The 20,596-nt window shown below is 41.4% G+C and carries 15 protein-coding genes; 10 read left to right on the top strand and 5 right to left on the bottom strand.

What is annotated here, in order from left to right; genetic code table 11:
* Position 1 precedes the first annotated feature (1 nt).
* Positions 2-1,354: an efflux RND transporter periplasmic adaptor subunit gene (locus tag AB4160_RS05340; protein WP_372003801.1), complete on the top strand. Its 1,353-nt coding sequence runs from the start codon at positions 2-4 to the stop codon at positions 1,352-1,354.
* Positions 1,351-4,458 (top strand): efflux RND transporter permease subunit, encoded by a 3,108-nt coding sequence (locus tag AB4160_RS05335; RefSeq protein WP_372003799.1) that lies wholly within the window; start codon positions 1,351-1,353, stop codon positions 4,456-4,458. The genes AB4160_RS05340 and AB4160_RS05335 overlap by 4 nt, the downstream gene beginning before the upstream one ends.
* A gap of 183 nt (positions 4,459-4,641) precedes the next feature.
* Here AB4160_RS05335 and AB4160_RS05330 read toward each other — a convergent pair whose 3' ends face one another.
* From AB4160_RS05330 to ppsA, 4 genes are all read right to left on the bottom strand, one after another.
* Positions 4,642-5,058, bottom strand: a complete 417-nt coding sequence (locus AB4160_RS05330) for a MarR family winged helix-turn-helix transcriptional regulator (RefSeq protein ID WP_102436521.1) — start codon at positions 5,056-5,058, stop codon at positions 4,642-4,644.
* Between the two features lie 329 nt (positions 5,059-5,387).
* The gene (locus AB4160_RS05325) at positions 5,388-5,828 is read right to left on the bottom strand and encodes a DUF1285 domain-containing protein (RefSeq protein WP_241904007.1); all 441 of its coding nucleotides are present in this window, start codon (positions 5,826-5,828) and stop codon (positions 5,388-5,390) included.
* A complete protein-coding gene (locus AB4160_RS05320) occupies positions 5,821-8,898 on the bottom strand; it encodes an FAD-binding and (Fe-S)-binding domain-containing protein (RefSeq protein WP_372003797.1) in 3,078 nt (1,025 codons plus the stop codon). The genes AB4160_RS05325 and AB4160_RS05320 overlap by 8 nt, the downstream gene beginning before the upstream one ends.
* A gap of 115 nt (positions 8,899-9,013) precedes the next feature.
* Positions 9,014-11,383, bottom strand: a complete 2,370-nt coding sequence (ppsA, locus tag AB4160_RS05315; protein WP_102519685.1) for a phosphoenolpyruvate synthase — start codon at positions 11,381-11,383, stop codon at positions 9,014-9,016.
* Between the two features lie 124 nt (positions 11,384-11,507).
* On the opposite strand from ppsA, the gene AB4160_RS05310 reads away from it, so the two are divergent.
* Together AB4160_RS05310 and AB4160_RS05305 are read left to right on the top strand one after the other, a co-directional pair.
* Positions 11,508-12,326 carry a pyruvate, water dikinase regulatory protein gene (locus AB4160_RS05310; RefSeq protein WP_102476252.1) on the top strand — a complete coding sequence of 273 codons (819 nt, stop codon included), beginning with the start codon at positions 11,508-11,510 and terminating at the stop codon, positions 12,324-12,326.
* Between the two features lie 192 nt (positions 12,327-12,518).
* Entirely contained in the window at positions 12,519-13,583 is a 1,065-nt protein-coding gene (locus tag AB4160_RS05305) for a 3-deoxy-7-phosphoheptulonate synthase (protein WP_102436529.1), read from the top strand.
* Positions 13,584-13,661: 78 nt separating this feature from the next.
* On the opposite strand, the gene AB4160_RS05300 is transcribed toward AB4160_RS05305, so the two are convergent.
* Positions 13,662-14,942, bottom strand: a complete 1,281-nt coding sequence (locus AB4160_RS05300; protein ID WP_372003795.1) for an HD-GYP domain-containing protein — start codon at positions 14,940-14,942, stop codon at positions 13,662-13,664.
* Between the two features lie 286 nt (positions 14,943-15,228).
* Between AB4160_RS05300 and AB4160_RS05295 the strand changes: the two genes are divergently transcribed.
* The 6 genes from AB4160_RS05295 (at position 15,229) to AB4160_RS05270 (ending at position 20,463) form a co-directional block, all read left to right on the top strand.
* Positions 15,229-16,308: a TonB family protein gene (locus AB4160_RS05295; RefSeq protein ID WP_372003793.1), complete on the top strand. Its 1,080-nt coding sequence runs from the start codon at positions 15,229-15,231 to the stop codon at positions 16,306-16,308.
* Positions 16,309-16,616: 308 nt separating this feature from the next.
* Positions 16,617-17,228 carry a histidine phosphatase family protein gene (locus AB4160_RS05290; RefSeq protein WP_372003791.1) on the top strand — a complete coding sequence of 204 codons (612 nt, stop codon included), beginning with the start codon at positions 16,617-16,619 and terminating at the stop codon, positions 17,226-17,228.
* A gap of 203 nt (positions 17,229-17,431) precedes the next feature.
* Entirely contained in the window at positions 17,432-17,866 is a 435-nt protein-coding gene (locus AB4160_RS05285) for an acyl-CoA thioesterase (RefSeq protein WP_102438169.1), read from the top strand.
* 288 nt (positions 17,867-18,154) lie between these two features.
* Positions 18,155-18,817 carry a response regulator transcription factor gene (locus AB4160_RS05280; protein ID WP_076537614.1) on the top strand — a complete coding sequence of 221 codons (663 nt, stop codon included), beginning with the start codon at positions 18,155-18,157 and terminating at the stop codon, positions 18,815-18,817.
* Positions 18,787-19,428, top strand: coding sequence for a DUF938 domain-containing protein (locus AB4160_RS05275; protein ID WP_102438171.1), 642 nt, complete (start codon positions 18,787-18,789; stop codon positions 19,426-19,428). The genes AB4160_RS05280 and AB4160_RS05275 overlap by 31 nt, the downstream gene beginning before the upstream one ends.
* 189 nt (positions 19,429-19,617) lie before the next feature.
* Complete coding sequence (locus AB4160_RS05270; protein ID WP_102438173.1) at positions 19,618-20,463, top strand: D-hexose-6-phosphate mutarotase; 846 nt, start codon at positions 19,618-19,620, stop codon at positions 20,461-20,463.
* Positions 20,464-20,596: the final 133 nt, after the last annotated feature.

Raw genomic sequence — 20,596 nt, 5'->3', positions numbered from 1 at the left:
CATGACCCCGTTAAAAAGACACTATGTTTTTCCAGGCATCATCGCCGGTATTATCATCTTTATCGCTGCGATATCATTACGCTCGTCACCAGAGTTGCAACCCAACCATGATAAATCACGCCTGGTCGATGTTATTAGCCTGACAAAACAGCCCGTACAACCTGTGATCAAAGCCTATGGTCGTGTGGCTCCAAAGCATATCTGGCAAGGCATTGCCGAAGTGGGCGGCAAAATTACTTATCGCCACCCTGAGCTTGAAACGGGCAGATTGATCAAGGCTGGCACCTTAGTGTTAACCATTGACCCTCTTGAATACCAACTAAAACTTGCTCAAGCTGAAGCTAACTATAATTCAGCTCAAGCGCAGTTAGTACAGCTAAATCAGCAAGAAATAAACTTACAATCAAGCATAGAAATTGAGCGCCAACGACTGACCTTAGTTGATCAAGAATATAAACGTAAACAATCGTTAAATAAGAAAAACTTGATCTCAAAATCAGAACTTGAAACCCAAAAACAAGCTTTACTGGCCCAGCGTAACTTAGTGCAAGACTTAACCAGCAGCTTAAGCTTGTTGCCTGATGATAAAAAAGTCACTGCGGCGCAAGTTAAGGTTAATCAAGCTTTACTGGAAGATGCCCAACGTCAACTCAATAATACTCGCTTTACTTTGCCTTTTGATGCACGCATTGCCGAGGTCAACATTGAGCAAGCTCAAGCCGTCACCAATGGCGCTGTGTTGTTCGAGGCCCATCAATTAGGCGCAGTTGAAATAAAGGCTGAATTGTCATTATTTGATGCCGAAACCTTAATTCATTCAATTAATGAACTGCCAAGAGATACCTCTGCATTACCTTCAATTGAAAAAGTTAATTTTGACACTCATATCACGGTCAATATGGGTAAAACCTTACACCAATGGCAAGCTAAATTGACTCGCGTTGCCGATACCATAAACCCAGATCAAGCGACGATAGGTTTTTATCTTGAAGTTGATCAAGATTTCAACCAAATGAATTTGTTAGCTAAACCGCCATTAACCAAGGGCATGTTTGTCACCTCCTATATTAAAGGTTATCCCTCAGAGCATTACGTTATCCCAGAAAAAGCCTTACATGGTGAGCAAGTTTATTTAATGGATCAAGACAACAAGCTGGTTATTAAACAGGTTGAAGTGCTATTTAGAACCGACAATGGCGTCGCCATTAAAGGCAATATTCACCAAAATGACCGTGTGGTTACCAATGACTTAATTCCTGCCATTAATGGCATGGGGCTTAAATTATCAACAGCGAACGAAACCACTACCCCAGTAACAAGTGATCTAGCGAATGACGAGGAGCAGGCACTGTGATTAATTTTTTCACTCGTCACCCCACCATTGCTAACTTAATGATGTTGGCATTTTTTGTCATGGGCTTAAGCAGTATTGGTAACATTAAACGTGAAACCTTTCCTGAATTTAGTCCGCCTTACATTATCGCCAGTGTGGTTTACCCCGGCGCATCTCCAGCAGAAGTGGAAGAAAGCCTGTGCCTGCGTATGGAAGATGCCATTGATGGCTTAAGTAATATCGAAGAAGTGAAATGTGACGCCCAAGAAGGGATTGCATCATTGACGGTAAAACTTAATGGCGAAGCCGACATTGGCCGCAGTTTGGTTGATATTCAAACCGAAATTAACGCCATTAAAGACTTTCCGGCGCAAATTGACCCACCAACGGTCAAAGAGCTTGATTGGGCTGAACCGGTTGTAGATATTGCCATCGCTGCAGATGCCAGCTTGCCACACCTTAAATCCTATGCTGAGGATTTAAAGCGACGGTTAAAAATCGAGGCGGGCGTGAGCTTAGTGAGCGTGTCTGGCTTTTCAGATCATCAAATACGAGTCGAGTTAAACGAAGCGGATATTCGTCGCTTAGGGCTAACAGTAGCCGAAATAGCTGATAAAGTGGGCAGGCAAAATGTCCAAATGCCCGCTGGCAGTATCGAGCTTTCTGATAAAAACCTGTTGATCCGTTTTGATGAACGACAAATCACCCCTGATAACCTCAGTAAAATCATCGTTTCCTCTAATACTGAAGGCGGCGTGGTTACCTTAGGCGACATTGCTACCATCACCGACTTATTTGAGCTTGAGGAAGAACATACCATCTTTAACGGCCAACCTGCGGCCATGCTTAAAGTGCAAAAAAACAAAGCCGATGATGCCTTAAGAATTAAGTCCAGAGTCACTGAGTTTATCGCACAAGAACGGCTTATAGCCCCCGATGGCGTGACCCTAACCTTAACCAACGATTTATCTTCACTACTGCAAGACCGATTATCAATGCTGCTGCGAAATGGTTGGCAAGGTATCATCTTAGTGTTCTTTTCGATGTGGTTATTTTTCTCGTTACGCTATTCGTTTTGGGTTTCAGCGGGCTTACCTGTAGCCTTTATGGGCGGCCTGTTCTTAATGAGCATGTTTGGCGTATCAATCAACATTATGAGCCTAGTCGGCTTACTAATGGCCATTGGTATTATGATGGATGATGCCATTGTTATTGCCGAATCCGTTGCTGCCCATGTTGAAAAAGGCTTGCCCACCAATGAGGCGGTGATCCAAGGGGTAAATAAAGTCGCCCCAGGCGTATTTTCATCATTTTTAACCACAGTGTTTATTTTTGGCAGTTTATTGTGGTTAGACGGGCAAATGGGCGCGGTATTGTCGGTGGTGCCACTGGTATTAATCATGGTCTTAAGTGTGAGCTTAATTGAAGCATTCTTGATTTTACCGAATCACTTAAGTCACTCGCTAAAATCTAATAAACAGCAGAAACCACCGTTAAAGTTTAAACGGGTCTTTTTAGAAAAGTTTGAACACTTCAAAAACAACACCTTAGTTAATGCCGTTACCTTTGTGGTGAAATGGCGCTATGCCAGCCTTGGGCTTACACTTGGCGGTTTAATGCTGTCTTTTGCCTTAGTGGCAGGTGGCGCGGTAAAATTTGTCGGCTTTCCTGAACTCGATGGCGATATTGCTGAAGCAAGAATCATTTTGCCACCAGGTTCCACTTTAGAGCAAACCAAAACTGTCGTTAGTCACTTGGTTGCTGCAGCCAATACCGTTGGCGATAAATTAACGCAACTAAATGGCGAACAGTCGAATCTCATCCGCTACGTTACCGAGCAATATAATGTCAATGCGGATGCGGGCGAACAAGGCCCACATGTGGCAACGGTAAGATTAGATTTGTTATCAGCTGAAACCCGCGAAACCCTGATTGATAACTTCATTTCAGCATGGCGCAGCGCCAGTGGTGATATTGCAGAGCCCATCTCCTTGGTATTTAAACAACCGAGTATGGGCCCTGCTGGCCGTGATGTTGAAGTCAGACTGCAGCATGATAATTTAGCCACGTTGAAACTGGCCTCCGTTGATTTGCAATCTTACTTAAGTCAGTTTTCTGGGGTTAATGGCATTTTAGATGACATGCGCCCAGGCAAAGAAGAAGTACTGGTAAAATTAAAAGATGGCGCTGAAAATTATGGTGTTGATGGTGAGATGGTAGCATCGCAACTGCGTGCGGCATACTTTGGCCAAACCGCAGATGATGTGCAATCAGGCCCTGAAAACATCGAAATACAAGTCAGGTTGAATAAACAGCAAGCAGGTAATCTGCAAGCGTTAGCTAACTTCCCAATCATGTTAAGTAACGGTAATCAGATACCATTAAGCGCAGTAGCAACATTAGACTTTGAACGATCTTATGTACGTATTCAGCGCATTGAAAGTCAGCGCACTGTAACCATTATGGCTGACATAGATAATGCCAAAGCCAATGGCAGCGAAATTGTCGCCAAAGTGCAAAATGAATACGCTAATGAATTACGCCAAAAGTATCCGGGACTAAAAGTTGATTATGAAGGCGCAGCCAAAGAAACCGCTAAGACTGGCGCTTCTTTCTTACAGGGTTTTATTATCGGTTTATTTGGATTATTTGCGATTTTAAGTTTTCAATTTAGAAGCTATTTAGAACCTTTTGTGGTGATGTTAGCCATTCCTTTAGCACTCATAGGTGTGTTTTGGGGCCATTTACTCACAGGCCATAATCTATCAATGCCATCAATTCTTGGCTTTGTATCTTTAGCGGGTATTGTGGTTAACGACTCCATCTTGTTGGTGCAATATATCCGCCATCACGTAAATATTGGCGATGATATTCAGCAAGCGGTAATTAAAGCGTCTCGAGACAGGTTCAGAGCAGTATTTCTCACCTCACTGACCACGGCTGCTGGACTATTGCCATTACTGTTAGAAACCTCGCTACAAGCGCAGGTTGTAAAACCCATTGTAATATCAATTGTGTTTGGAATATTTACCTCAACCTTGTTGGTACTGTTTATTATTCCCTGTGCGTATGCGGTGTTAGCAGATTTTAATTTAGTCCATAAACACGAGGATTTAGAGGCCTAGTGCTTACTAGGCTATAGCTCTCAGACAAAGTTACAAGCTAAAAATAATGGCTAATAAATAACCCGCAAGCTGTATTAATGGCTAGCGGGTTATTTTTACATGTGTAGATATATGAAAGAGCTAGAAGCTTTAGCTATAGGTTGGCGCTTTAGCCTAACGATCAATAAGCCCCAAACAATGATGTTAATCTGGCTTATTGATTTTATTTAATAATCTCATGAAAGTTTGTTGCTCTTCATAGGATAAACCACTTAGGCATTTTTGATTAACCCACTCAGCTTCACCAATAAGATCTTGCTCTAAGGCCTTACCGGCATCAGTTAAAAAAATCTGAAAGGCGCGGCGGTTATCAGACTCTTGATGGCGAGTGATATAACCCTGTACTTGCAGTTGATCTAATAGCCTAGTCATAGTGTAATTAGCCACATCACACACTTTAGACAGTTCAGTTTGGCTAATGCCCTCTTCTTGCCACAGTGAAAACAGCACAGGCCAAAGCTTAACGTCAAGTTGGTAACGTTTTAAGCGTTCATCTAGCTCGTTTTGCAGCGTAAGATTAAGATGCGAGATTTGATAATATAGGCTTTCGTATCGTTTCATATAACCACTCCTACAGGCTCATCAATCCTTAGTTAAGCGCAAAAGTTAATCATCAACATAAAATACTTGGTGGCTGGTGCGTAAAAGAACTAACCAAGTTAATCAATGTTGCCCTAAAAATGTAATTGCTACTAATCATTGGTACTATCACTAACGGATGTGACTAACATCAACAGGCTTAAGTACTGATATTATTTATCTTTATACTTATTAAGCTTGTTAACGTGTAGGTCAGTAAACCCTTGCGGAGCTGCTTTGTTATACAACAGCTTGCTACACAGGCCAATTAGCACCTCACCCTCTTTGTACGTATAAGACCGCTTTTTTAGTCAATCTATTACAAACTGATTTATATAACGGTAATAGCAAGCCCGCCCCAAACAAGCGATGATGCCTCGCTCAATGGGCACTTCAATGGTGTTTTCTAATAGTTTCACAGCCTTAATATCAACAATCTGATGCTCAGTGCCAATGCTACTTATTAAGGTTAGTCCATTATTTGCTAGCGGCTCATAGTCAACGATAAAAATTGCATGGTTATCTACGCTGACTTTAACCTTTTCAACCGGGGTGATAAGAAAATATTCATTATCAATACAATGAAGCACACTGGCAAAAAGCTTAGCAAATTTTGTCGGTAAAGGACTGGCTAAATAGAACCAATCCCCATGATGGTCAATATAAAACAATGGCTCAGTGCTACATAAATCAACTTCTGCACCTAATTGACTGGCAATACTCAATGGTTCTTCATTTTTATGTTTAGTCATTAGCAACGTGCTCATCGGCAGCAATCAGTAACTGAAGTAAGGCTTCTACTGGGTGTTTTGGCTTAAAGCCCGCAAAACGTTTCACTTGGCTACGGCAAGAATAGCCTGATACCAATAATTGGCTTTTCTCAGCGATGCTGTCTAAGGTTGGCTGCCAAGACATAGCAAACAGCTTAGATGAGCGGCCCATATTATCCAGTTCATGGCCATAGGTGCCCGCCATACCGCAGCAACCCACGTTGATCATTTCAAACTCAGCGCCAAAATGATTAAATACCGCTTTCCATTCGTTGGCCGTAGCCGGTTTTGCGGTGGATTCAGTACAATGACTAAACCAACTAAATGACGCGCTGGTTTTGTCTAACGCTGGCATGAGTTGAATCGCATCGGTTAACCACTCATTAGCTAACAGTACTTCAAAATTGCCTCGCTGCGCCCCTAGCACCTCTTGATATTCATCTCGATAACAAAGCACTAATGCAGGGTCTAAGCCAACCATCGGCATATCAAGTTGATAAACTTGATTTAAAAAGTCTGCACTTGATTTGGCAGTCGCGGCAAATTTATCTAAAAAGCCTTTAATGTGTGATGGTTTACCATTGGGTTTAAACGGCAATAACACCGGCTTTAAACCTATTTTTTCTATTAATTGTATAAAACGATAAACCAGCTCAGCATCATAAAAACTGTTAAATGGATCTTGCACCACCAGTACATAATTGCCACGCTCTGATGTTGGAATACTTTGCAGCGCCTCTAAATCATAACCACGGCTTGGATGGCCATCCAGACGCTGTTTTAATGTGGGAACTGATAATGCAGGTGAATCTATATAACCAATAGATTTTTTGATAACCCACTGACTTAATTTATTTTGCGAGGCAAAATTGGTTACTTTTGGCATAGCAGCCATAAGCGGCAGCATGTCTTCAATACCTGCAACTAAATAGTCTTTTGCTGGGCGCATATATCGTTTGTAATAGATATTGAAAAATTGCGCGCGAAATTTAGGCACATCCACTTTAACAGGGCACTGCCCTGAACAGGCTTTACAGGCTAAACAGCCTTTTAACGAGTCCATGACTTCATGTGAATAATCATAATCTCGGCCAATGTGAAAGCTGTTTTGCGCTCGCTGCATAAAGCTTAAAGGTTTAGATTGAGCCAGTGCCTCTACATCAACGCCCTCTGCCTCCAGCAGCCTTAACCATTCCCGCATCAAGCCACTTCGGCCTTTAGGTGAATGGATCCGATCGCCGGTAACTTTAAATGACGGACACATGAACGAATAGCTACTGTAGTTAAAGCACAGACCGTTGCCATTACAATTCATTACATCAGGAAATGCATCACGGACTTGAATCGGAATTTGTCTATCAAAGGTGCCGCGCTTAACGCTATCAACATTAAACATCATTGGGCCACTGCCTTTAGGCGCGACTAGTTTGCCCGGATTTAATCGATTGTCAGGGTCAAATAAGCCTTTAACCTCTTCAAGTTCGCCATATAGTTCATCACCAAATACGGCTGGTCCATATTCACCACGCACCCCTTTACCATGTTCGCCCCACATCAAACCGCCATATTTAAGCGTGAGTTCAGCAACTTGATCGGATAACACTTTTAGCAGCTTTTCATCCGCTTCATCGCACATATCAAGCGCGGGACGCACATGCAGCACTCCTGCATCAACGTGACCAAACATGCCATATTGCAATTTATGGCCATCTAATAAGTCCCTAAACTCCATGATAAAGTCAGCTAAATTTTCTGGCGGTACGGCAGTATCTTCGGCAAATGGCAGTGGTTTTCTGCGGCCTTTAGTTGCGCCTAGCAAGCCTACGGCTTTTTTACGCATGGCGTAAATTTTATTAATACTGGGCTTATCTTCAGTAATTTGATAACCCACAACCCCAGCTTGTTCGCTAGCCAATTGTGCCGCCAGTGTTTTTTCAAGGGCAGCAATGCCTTGCCTAATATCAGCCTCATCCCCAGCGAATTCAACCATATTGAGGCCTTCAATGGTTTTATTGGGTACTGATTCAATGAGGTGAGACACTGAGTGCCAAATAATATCTTCACGGGCCAAATTCAGCACTTTTGAGTCTATAGTTTCGACCACGGTAGCATTGGCTTCAACCAATGATGGTGCATGACGCAATGCTGATTCAAAGGAGTCATATTTAATATTTACCATCATCCGCGTATGTGGCAATGGGGTGATATTTAATTTGGCCTCTGTTAATACCGCCAGTGTACCTTCAGAGCCTGCAAGTATGCGTGATAAATCAAATTGGCTTAAATCATCATTCCATACATGTTTTAGATCGTATCCGGTTAAAAAACGATTTAATGGCGGAAACTGTTTTAGAATAAGCTCACGCTTGTCGCGGCAACGCTTGGCAATCGTGCTAATAATATTGGCAGCAAAGCTATTGGTGTTTACGGATTGGGACTCTGACTGATTTAACGCCTCATCTGCCGCTATTGGTGTGCTTGAAAGCACACTACCATCAACCAATACGCTGGTAAGGCCAAGGACATGATCAGATGTTTTACCGTAAACCAGTGAACCCGCACCCGATGCATCAGTGCTGACCATGCCGCCAACCGTTGCACGATTAGAGGTTGATAAATCTGGACTGAAAAAGAACCCATGTGGCCTAAGGGCATCATTAAGTGCATCTTTTACCACACCAGCTTGTACTCGTACCCAGCCTTCTTCTGCATTGACTTCCAGTACTTGATTCATGTGCCTTGAGACATCAAGTATTAAGCCATGGGTCAGTGATTGTCCGTTAGTGCCAGTACCGCCGCCACGGGCACTAAAAGTCACTTGTTTATATTGAGGGTCAGCAGCTAATGTCATCACCAGCTCAACATCCGCTTGGGATAAAGGGTAAATCACTGCTTGAGGTAAAAACTGGTAAACAGAATTGTCGGTCGCTTGAATTAAACGCGCACTATAACGTTTATCAATTTCGCCAGAAAACGAAGATGCTTCAAGCGCATCAAGAAAGCTTAAGTAAATTGGTTCTAACGTCTGTTGATGTGATAGCAGCGGTAACATAGTCAATTTCTGTTTATAGTAATTTAAAGCCATTATAAACAAAAAAAAAGCCGCTAAAAGCGGCTTTTGTTCATGTTGATAAATTAGTTAACTAAAAACTAACTTTTCAAGCATATTAAGCATGTTCTTCTGCTAAATATAACCAAGTGTCGATGACTGTATCAGGGTTAAGTGACACAGTATCAATACCTTGCTCTACTAGCCATTGTGCAAAATCTGCATGATCAGATGGGCCTTGGCCACAAATACCAACATAAGCACCTTTGGCTTTAGCCGCTTTAATCGCTAATGAAAGCAATGCTTTAACAGCATCATTTCGTTCATCGAATAAGTGACTGATAATGCCAGAATCGCGATCTAGACCCAAAGTTAATTGAGTTAAATCGTTAGAACCGATAGAGAAACCATCGAAATGCTCAAGGAATTGGTCAGCTAATAATGCATTAGACGGTAACTCACACATCATGATGACGCGTAAACCATCTTTACCACGCTCTAAACCTTGCTCTTTTAATAATTCGATAACTTGCGCGGCTTCATCAACGGTACGAACGAATGGGATCATAATCTCAACGTTCTTAAGGCCCATATCATTACGCACACGTTTAATTGCTTCACATTCTAGAGCAAAACAGTCACGGAACGATTCAGAGATATAACGACTAGCACCACGGAAGCCCAACATTGGGTTTTCTTCTTCAGGCTCGTAACGGTCACCACCAACAAGGTTAGCGTATTCGTTAGACTTAAAGTCTGACATACGTACGATAACTTTCTTAGGATAGAACGCACTACCAATGGTTGCGATACCTTCCACTAGACGAGCGACATAGTACTCAACTGGTGATTCGTAACCTGCAATCATTTCATTGATTTCTTGCTGCAGCTCAGCAGGTTGTGAATTAAATTCAAGCAGCGCTTTAGGGTGAATACCAATCATGCGATTGATAATAAACTCAAGACGCGCAAGTCCCACACCTTCGTTAGGTAAACGGGCGAAATCAAATGCACGATCAGGGTTACCGACGTTCATCATGATTTTCATTGGTAGTTCAGGCAAGGTATCAACACGGTTAGTGATAACTTCAAACTCTTGCTTACCATCGTAGATGAAACCGGTATCGCCTTCAGAACAAGATACAGTCACTACTTGGCCATTTTTGATACTGTCAGTAACATCACCACAACCAACAACTGCAGGAACCCCAAGCTCACGCGCAATAATTGCTGCGTGACAAGTTCGGCCACCACGGTTAGTGACAATTGCGCTAGCGCGCTTCATGATAGGTTCCCAATCTGGATCAGTCATGTCAGTAACGAGTACATCACCTGGCTCGATTTGATCCATGTCTTCGATAGAGGCTAGCACTTTAGCTACACCAGTACCGATTTTATGACCAATCGCGCGTCCTTCTGAAACAACAGCACCTTTGGATTTTAAGTGGTAGCGTTCAATTAATTGCACGTCTTCACGGCTACGAACAGTTTCAGGACGAGCTTGAACGATATATAACTTACCGTCGTTGCCATCTTTTGCCCATTCGATATCCATTGCACGGCCATAATGTTGTTCAATGATCACCGCTTGCTTTGCAAGCTCCATCACTTCTTCATCATTAATAGAGAAAGTGCCGCGTTCAGCTGCTGCAACATCTTCGATTTTAACTTGCTTGCCGTGAGAAGCATCATCAGAGTAAACCATCTGAATCATCTTGCTACCGATATTACGGCGCACAACGGCTTTATGCCCTTGCGCTAAAATTGGTTTGTGAACATAGAATTCATCAGGGTTAACAGCGCCTTGTACTACCATTTCACCTAAACCAAATGATGAAGTGATAAAGACAACGTCGTTGTTACCTGATTCAGTGTCCATGGTAAACATCACACCAGAAGACGCTTTATCTGAACGTACCATGCGTTGTACGCCAGCAGATAATGCCACACCTTGATGCTCGTAACCTTGGTGAACACGATAGGAAATTGCGCGGTCGTTAAATAGCGATGCGTAAACATGCTTAATCGCAAGCAGTACAGCTTCAAAGCCTTTAACGTTTAGGAAAGTTTCTTGTTGACCCGCAAACGAAGCATCTGGCATATCTTCAGCTGTTGCTGATGAACGCACTGCAAATGAAGCTTCTTGAGTCTCGCTAGAAAGTTGCTCGTAAGCTTCACGAATCGCATCTTCTAGTTCTGGTTGAAATGGGGTGTCGATAACCCATTGTCTGATCTGCGCACCAACTTTTGCAAGTTCGTTTACATCATCAACATCAAGGGTTGCCAAGATGTCGAAAATTTTCTGGTTAACACCACTTTGCTCTAGAAACTCATTAAATGCATGAGATGTAGTCGCAAATCCGCCAGGTACTTGAACACCGGCATTAGCCAGGTTACTGATCATTTCACCAAGTGACGCGTTCTTGCCGCCAACCTTGTTTACATCACCCATGCCTAATTCTTGATACCAGAGTATGTATTGCTGCACAGTTATCTCTCCACAAGTTTATTTCAATGGCCCCTTCACACGAGGGCAGAGGCATTCTACACTCCCCCTCAACAACCGTAAATGTATAATTTTATTTGTAATTTTATTACTACAAGAGGCTGAAATGACACCAAAAGTATTCTATATCTCAGATGGGACCGCGATCACAGCAGAAGTATTTGGCCATGCTGTCCTATCCCAATTTCCAGTTGATTTTGAAGCACTTACAATTCCATTTGTTGACAGCATTGCTAAAGCTGAAAAGGTAAAACAACAAATCAATGATAGTTTTATTACAACAAGCTTAAGACCCGTTGTGTTCCATTCCATCGTAAATTCCGACATTCGCGATATTATTTTCTCCAGTGAAGGTTTAGATTATGATTTTTTGAACACCTTTGTTTCGCCATTAGAACAACAACTGGGTATAAAAGCTGCGCCGGTGATCAACCGAACTCACGGTAAAAGCACGACTAACGAATCTTATGATAATCGTATTGATGCGATTAATTTCACTTTAGATAATGATGACGGTCAAACCATGAAACATATGGATAAAGCTGACATTATTTTGCTAGGTGTTTCTCGTTGCGGTAAAACGCCATCGAGTTTGTATCTTTCTATGCAATTTGGCATTAAAGCAGCAAACTACCCTTTTGTTGAAGATGACATGGATAATCTCAAGTTACCTGAAGCGTTAAAACGTAATAAGTCCAAATTATTTGGCTTAACCATTGATCCCCAACGTTTACATGAAATTCGCCAAGGCCGCATGGAAAACAGCCGCTATTCATCACTAAGACAATGCCGGATTGAAGTGAAAGAAGTAGAAATGATGTATAAAAAAGAACGGATCCCGTTTGTTAATACCACATCTCATTCTGTAGAAGAGATTTCAGCTAAAATCCTCGATATTACCGGGCTGAAGCGTCACATGTTTTAATTTTAATGTCGCTGTGGTTATTTAACTGTTAAGCCGAAAATGTGAAATTCATAACATTTTCGGCTAACTTATGTGAATAAAATGATATCAGTTCAAAAACCTGCATGATTTGTCCGTGTCTAACGCCTGCTAATTAGTTATAATCTCGAGCAATATGATGTTAATTCATCGCAAACATGCTCGGTAAAGTGAATGACTATTAAAACAGACGAACTACGTACATCCCTTTTATGTAAGGTTATTTCTCCTGCGCAACTCGCATCTGAATACCCACTGACGCAAGATGCTGCCGATTATTTAGTTGAGCAACGTCATGAAGTTGAAGCCATTATTGCTGGCGAAGATCAACGTTTATTGGTCATCATTGGTCCTTGTTCAATACATGACACCGAAGCCGCTTTAGATTACGCCCAGCGGTTAGCCAAACTTCACCATGAGTTAAAAGACGACTTATGCATTGTGATGCGGGTTTATTTTGAAAAACCGCGTACTATTGTTGGCTGGAAAGGATTAATCTCAGACCCTGATCTTGATGGTAGTTTTAGCCCAAACAAAGGCTTACGTATGGCGCGTCATTTACTTCAGCAAATCACTGAATTAAAACTGCCTATTGCCACTGAGTTTTTAGATATGGTCAATGGTCAATATATTGCCGATTTAATTACCTGGGGCGCTATTGGTGCCCGCACCACTGAAAGCCAAATTCACCGTGAGATGGCGTCGGCTTTATCTTGCCCTGTTGGCTTTAAAAACGGTACTGACGGCAACATTAATATTGCAGTCGATGCTGTTCGCGCCGCCCAAGTACCACATATATTCTATTCACCAGATAAAGATGGTGCTATGGCAGTTTATCGTACACACGGTAACCCGTATGGCCATATCATTTTACGTGGTGGTAAAACCCCGAACTATTCAGCCGAAGATGTTGAAATCGTCCGCGCCCAGCTCGAAACCGTTGGCGTAACCCAACGTATGGTGGTTGATTTTAGCCATGGTAATAGTGAGAAAAAACATAAAAACCAGCTAAAAGTTGCTGATAGCATCATGGCGCAAATGCGCGCTGGTAGCACTGCGGTTGCAGGGATTATGGCAGAAAGCTTTATGATTGAAGGCAACCAGAAAGTCGTTGAAGGCCAGCCATTAACATACGGTCAAAGTATCACTGATGCTTGCCTGCATTGGGAAGACTCAGAAAAATTATTACGTGATTTAGCCCAAGCCTCTAAAGAACGTAAAGCACTTTTAGCCAAATAACGGCTCAAGTATTAACTTATAAAAAAGCCAGTTAGGGTAACCTAACTGGCTTTTTTATCGCTTTAACTTGTACTGACGTTAACTCACTTTTTGTGCCAACGGCTCCACTGCTTGTAAACAAGGAACATTGGTATAAGCGGGATCGTCATCTAATGAGCTTAATGATAATTGCTGAAATTGTTCATGTACGCTCATAAAGCTCTCAACCAACCTTGGATCAAAATGTTTGCCCTTTCCTGCAACTATCACTCTTACCGCTTCATAATGACTAAAGGGCTTTTTGTAACACCGTGGTGAAGTCAGCGCATCGTACACATCCACTAGCGCGACTATTCTTGCAGACAATGGGATCTCGAGACCTTTTAGCCCTTTAGGGTAACCACTGCCATCCCACTTTTCATGATGCCCACCAGCAATATCACGGCCCATTTTTATAAAACTGCATTGAGGCGCAAATTCAATTAGAGAATCTAACACTTCTGCGCCAATCACTGGGTGAGCTTTAATATTTTCAAACTCTTCAGGGGTTAGTCGACCCGGTTTTAATAAAATAGCATCGGCAATCCCCACTTTACCAATATCATGTAATACAGCTGACAGAGTTATTTCTTCTACAAATGAGCCAGTTAACTCATTAGGCGCATCTTTATCTAACCCTCTTTGGCTTGCCAATAACGCGGCATAGTGCTGCATACGTAATAAATGAGCGCCTGTTTCATTGTCGCGATATTCTGCCAATTTGGCTAAACCAATCACAGTTGCTCTTCTTGAAGTTAATGTTGACTGTAACGAACTGAATAATTTTTCTAATAAATAACTGACAGAAAGCGTAAGAATGGCATTAGCTGCCACAAAATTCATGCATACAACCGCCCAAATAATACTGTTGTAGCCTTCAATACTCGGCCAAGGCAACCAATTATAATGACCGCAAATACCGACAATAACTAACGACATGGCATTGAGTATTTGCGCCCAATAACTGGCATTACGACCTAATAACACCCCTGTTAATGGAGGAAAAAGAAATAACCAGAAAAAACCGGCACCACTTGGGCCTATCGCCAGTAAGAAGCCTGTTCCAATCATATAGGCAAGTAAGCAACCAATGATGAATCGCAGTCTATTTGCTAAGTTGTTTTTATAAATAATCAGCAATAAGGTGGCATAAACCACTGTATTAAAGATCGCCATCGGCCATAAGCCTTGAACAATACACAAATAAACACTAGTAAAGTAAACGGGAATACAAAGGAAGGCTAACGTGGTAAATATCCGGTCAAATACCACTTTACGCCAAATGCATAATGATTCATTTGATGCGGTGAGCTCTCTTAACAAGCCTGCAAATGGTGACATACTTCATCCTTGAATCGTTCATTGGAACAACCAACCTTGCCTTTTTAAAACAAAAATATGATGCTTTAAGCTTTAAGTATTGTAGAGATAGCGGGAATAGCAACATAAATTGCCGATAAAAACCTGTTACCTATAAATAGATTTGCCGCCACAGCCTTAAACAATTATTGCCCCATGAGCTCAATGTTTTTGCCGCTAACAGCTTGCAAGTTTGACTCAGGTAAAAAAACTGCCAGCTTAAAGGAAAATATCAAGCACAAAATATTGATTATTTAAAAGGATTTACATGAAATCATCATCATCCCTTAAAACCATAGCTGTACTTGTTAGTAGCTTACTTTTGCCTGTGACATCTTTGGCTGCTAACAGCGATTTTAATACTGCATTTAAAGATTATAATTTAGCATTAGAAAATAATGATGCGGTGTTAGAACTACAATATGCCCGGTTAGCGTTTGATTTAGGTAAGCTCAAATTTGGCGAGGATAATATTAATAGCGCTAATTTAGCCTTAAATTTAGCTACTGCGTTAACTAAAAACGCGCAAAAATCACAAGCAATGACTTTTTACCAATTGGCCTTAGATATTTATCGTACCAATGGTGACGCCATTGACGATATAGAATTAATTGATCCACTCACCTTACTGGCCGATGCCACTACAAATAACAAACAAGCAAGATCTTTACTCAATGAAGCAATAAATATTAGTGAAGACTCTGGCAATCCACTATTACATGCTAAAACCTTGATGCTGGCATTTAAACGCTTGGTGAATACTGAGTTTTATACTTCTAGAGTTAAGCAATTTCTAATTGATGCTGAAACGATATACGTGCAGCATTTACCGGCTAATTCTGCAGATAGAGTCAATGCTACCTATCTGCTCGGCTCAGTATTACTTTGGGAAAAACAATACTCTGAAGCTGAAACTAAACTTTTACAAGCCATTAAAGAGTACAGCGTGCTCGATTATGACCATCCCTTCGAGTTAAGTGCTCACGCTAAATTAGTTGAAATTTACAGCTTGCAAGATGAGCCAACCAAGGCTACCGAGCATTGCGTAGCCATTGGAAATATGACGCCATGGGAAGCTAATCAAGAGCAAACACCACTATTTAGATCTAACCCTAATTATCCCAGATCAAAGCTGATTCAACGAAAAGAAGGCTTAGTTCAATTGTCATTAACGATTGATAAAAATGGCTTTGTCACCAATCCTAAAGTGATAAAATCCAAGGGTGGGAAATCCTTTGAAATAGAAGCATTAAAAGCACTTGAGAAATGGCGTTATGCGCCAAAATTTGTTGATGGCAAACCCGTTGAAGCAGAAACCACCCTGCAACTAGATTTTTCCATCGGATAAATTATTGGACATTCTACAGTTCTTTAAAGTCAGCCATCGCTAGCCACTTGAGTTATTTATCTAGGCTAAGACAGTAATAATAGTCTCGTTAATTGCTGTCCTAGTCTAATGTTAAGTGACTAAAGTTAAGTGACTCATGTTACTTTACTAAAGTTAAGTGACTCATGTTACTTTACTAAGGTAAAGTGACTCATGTTATTTGACTAATGTAAGGTGACTCATGTTACTTGACTAAGGTTAAGTGACTAATATTAAGCGACTCTCGTTAATTACTTAATCAACAACTCCCCCCGAAAAGCGATAATAAAATGATGAGCTACCATTCAGTAAAAATTATATTTCAGTTAAGCATCATATCGATAATTTTCATTGGATTAAGTTCGCCAATTCTCGCCACAGCCAATGAAAAAAACGCCGCAGTAAATAGCAATAATACTCCTGCTATGTCTAACGCTAGCGCATCAACGTCCCATAAAACCAGCACCATTTTTTTGGTTCGCCATGGTGAAAAACAAACTGGTGAAGATCCACAATTAACAGAACAAGGTAAAAATCGCGCCCTTGCTTTAGCGAATACCTTATCAGCAATTAAGCTTGATGCCGTTTATAGCACTCAATACCAGCGCACAGAGCAAACAGCGCTGCCAACAGCTAACTCACAATACCTCAAAATCAGTTACTATAATCCCAGAGAGTTAGCTGAATTTGCCAGCCAATTACAGCTTAATAGTGGCGCTAAGGTATTAGTGGTTGGACACAGCAATACCACCCCTAAACTGGTGAATTTACTGGGCGGCGAACCCGGCACTGAGATTAATGAGAAATCTGAATTTGACCGTTTATATATAGTAACGATATTTGCCCCAAGCATTACAGAAAAACCAGCAGCGCAGGTTAGTACCACATTGCTAAAGTATTAGCCTACTAAAAACCTGTGTTATTGGCCTTGTTGATTTAACCTAAAACAAGTTAGAGGCTCATGAAACTTGTGCATATTATTAATTAAACTTTGCTAATCTAAGGCTACTACTCCCTCGCACAGCTACCCTTTATTCCCGCTTAAACGTATAATCGCGCCACCTTGGCGAAGCCGCCACATAAAAGCATAATATTAGGTCGTTATATGCCCTCCACTAGTCAAACAGAAATCACATCACAGCTTAGTTTTCATGAAGATGTCGCTAAGCGAATCGAACAATCAGAGTCGCGAGTGATTAAAGCAATTTTCCCTTCCAATACCAACCATCACAACACCCTTTTTGGTGGCGATGCATTGGCGTGGATGGATGAAACCGCCTTTATTGCGGCCACCCGTTTTTGCCGTAAGTCTTTAGTTACTGTTAGTTCTGATCGCATTGATTTTAAAAAAGCGATACCGGCAGGTAGCTTAGCTGAGTTAATTGCCCGCGTTATCCACGTTGGTAACACATCAATTAAAGTTGAAGTGAATATATTCCTTGAAGATATGTATCAAGACAAGCGTGAGCATGCCATACGCGGGGTATTTACATTCGTCGCCGTTGATGAGCAGCGCGCTCCAACTCAAGTGTGGCCATAAACTCAAATTGCTATAAAAAACTGCCCATCATAAATCGTGATTGACCCTATTCAATGGCGAGTTGCTTATCAAAAAGCAGGTTTAAGTAACGGAATGACTCTTTCGCTCCGTTACTTTCTGTTTTTACGTACAATCATGCCTTTAACCCATAAGCTTATTAGACAAAAGTCTAAAATAATGAGTTAAATTGTTCGTTTGCCGCTTTGTATTTGATAAACCCTAGAATTTTATCTTACTTATCTGTTACATTAAATCTTCTTCACGTGCAAACAAGACTATTAAAAAGCCATGAAGCTACATAACTTAAATATAATTATTGCCGATGACCATCCATTATTTCGAAATGCATTAAGACAAGCGTTAAGTAATGCCTTTCAAGGTACCAATTGGTTTGAAGCAGACAGTGCTGAAGCGCTGCAACATATACTTGATGATAAAGCCAGTGAGCTTGACCTCATTTTACTTGATCTTCAAATGCCGGGATCCCATGGGTACTCTACGCTAATACATTTACGTGGCCATTACCCTGACATTCCTGTGGTGGTGATTTCAGCTCACGAAGATATCCAAACCATCAGTCGTGCTATTCATTACGGTAGCTCAGGCTTTATTCCTAAGTCGGCATCTATGGATACCCTTAAAGAAGCCCTTGATGGCGTTCTTCAAGGAGATATTTGGCTGCCTAAAGGAACTGAAGTACTCCCCGTTTCTGATGATCCTTCAAGCCAAATGGCCAGTAAGCTTTCAGACTTAACCCCGCAGCAATATCGGGTATTGCAAATGTTTGCAGAAGGCTTACTCAATAAGCAAATCGCCTATGACTTTGGTGTATCTGAAGCAACAATTAAGGCCCATGCCACAGCAATATTTCGTAAACTCGGGGTGAGAAACCGCACCCAAGCAGTTATCGCATTGCAGCAATTAGAAATGGAAAAGGTCGACCTATCTTAAGCGAACTCTCTCAACTGCCGTTTTCCCAAGCTTGTGAAAATAATAAAAAACCGATTTTAACTGAGTTAAAGTCGGTTTTTTCAAGTTCAACACAAGTATTAGAAATCGGCAGTGGTACTGGTCAGCATTGTGTTTATTTTGCTAAACATTTACCTCACTTAATCTGGCAAGCTAGCGATCAAAGTGATTACTTAGCCCAGCTTAATAGCCGCATCCACATTGAAGGTCCTGAAAACCTACTAGCCGCAATCGAACTTGATGTCACCAAGGCTTGGCCAAGTGCACAAATTGCGACAAACATTGATGGTTTATTTAGCGCCAATACTCTTCACATTATGAGCGAATCTATGGTAGTCGCCTTTTTTGAAGGCTTAGGGCAATATCTTAATTTACATGCTAATGTCGCAATTTATGGGCCGTTTAATTATCAAGGTCAATTTAGTAGCGACAGTAATGCGCAATTTGATATGTGGCTTAAGCAAAATAACCCTCAAAGCGGTATTAGAGATATAGAGTGGATAACATCACTTGCAAGCGATCAAGGCCTAAGCTTACAAGCCGACACCTCAATGCCGGCCAATAATCGCTTATTACATTTCAGCCGCAGCTAAATTAAATGATTATATTAAAGCGCATCACTTAATACTTAATCTCGGCAACATTAGCATTATTGCTTATCGCTTTTGCCGAACACTAAAACCATAAAATCAAAGCCCAAATAGCTTAAGTTATGTCGCAAAACTTTGTAAGCTAGAGCTTAGTTATTTCTCTAACGATATCTACAACAAGGAACACGCATTATGGGTTCGGTTACCACTAAAAAACACCCAAACGGTTTGGAATTTGTCGAAGTTAATACCCCACTTTGTCAGGCACGTATATTTCATCAAGGGGCTCAAATAGATTTTTTCCAGCCCAAAGATAAAGCGCCTTTGTTATGGGTCTCTGATGCTGATGATTATCAGCCGGGTAACGGTATTCGCGGCGGCATTCCAATATGTTGGCCATGGTTTGGTGCCAGTGACATTGAAGGTTTCCCGCAGCATGGTTTTGCCCGCACCAGTTTATGGTCTTTAGCATCCGTTAAAATGCGCAATCAAATTGTTGATTTAGTGTTTACCTTGAAAGTTTCAGCCGAGCAGCAACAGTATTGGCCACATGATACTGAGGTAAGTGTATTATTTTCACTGTCTGAAACGTTAACTGTCAGCATAGTGAATAAAAACAATGCTGATTACCCAATTAACTTTACCCAAGCATTGCACAGTTATTTTCCTATTGAGGATATTCATCAACTTAAAGCCTCAGGCTTTAAAGATTCCAAATACATAGAATTTGCCAAAGGCCCTTTTGCCCAAGAGTCTGACGACGTGTTATTTGACCGTGAAACTGACCGAGTTTATACAGGTTTAGCACAAACCCAGGTACTGCATACTGCAGCTGGTGATATTGAAGTCAGCCGTGAAAACAGCCAGTCTGCGGTGTTATGGAATCCGTGGATTGATAAGTCCCAGCGTTTATCTCGCTTTAATGATAATGACTATCTCACTATGGTTTGCCTTGAAGCGGCTAACGTATTAGAAGATGAAGTTCACTTGCAAGCAGGTGAAAGTCATACCCTCACAACCCACATTCGCTGGCGATAAGCATAATTTGCATCAGTTATTTCCCTGTTAATAGCACAGCTTAACCTGCTGTTGTTAACAGGGTGATATCAGCGAGTAAACTGCTGTGATAAACTAGCTTACAATCAATATCTTAAAAGACTACTCAGCCCAA

The organism is Shewanella sp. 10N.286.51.B8 (assembly GCF_041469325.1).
Lineage (GTDB): Bacteria > Pseudomonadota > Gammaproteobacteria > Enterobacterales > Shewanellaceae > Shewanella.
The sequence above is the reverse complement of the archived record's forward strand: the minus strand, read 5'-3'. Positions and strand labels throughout refer to the sequence as shown.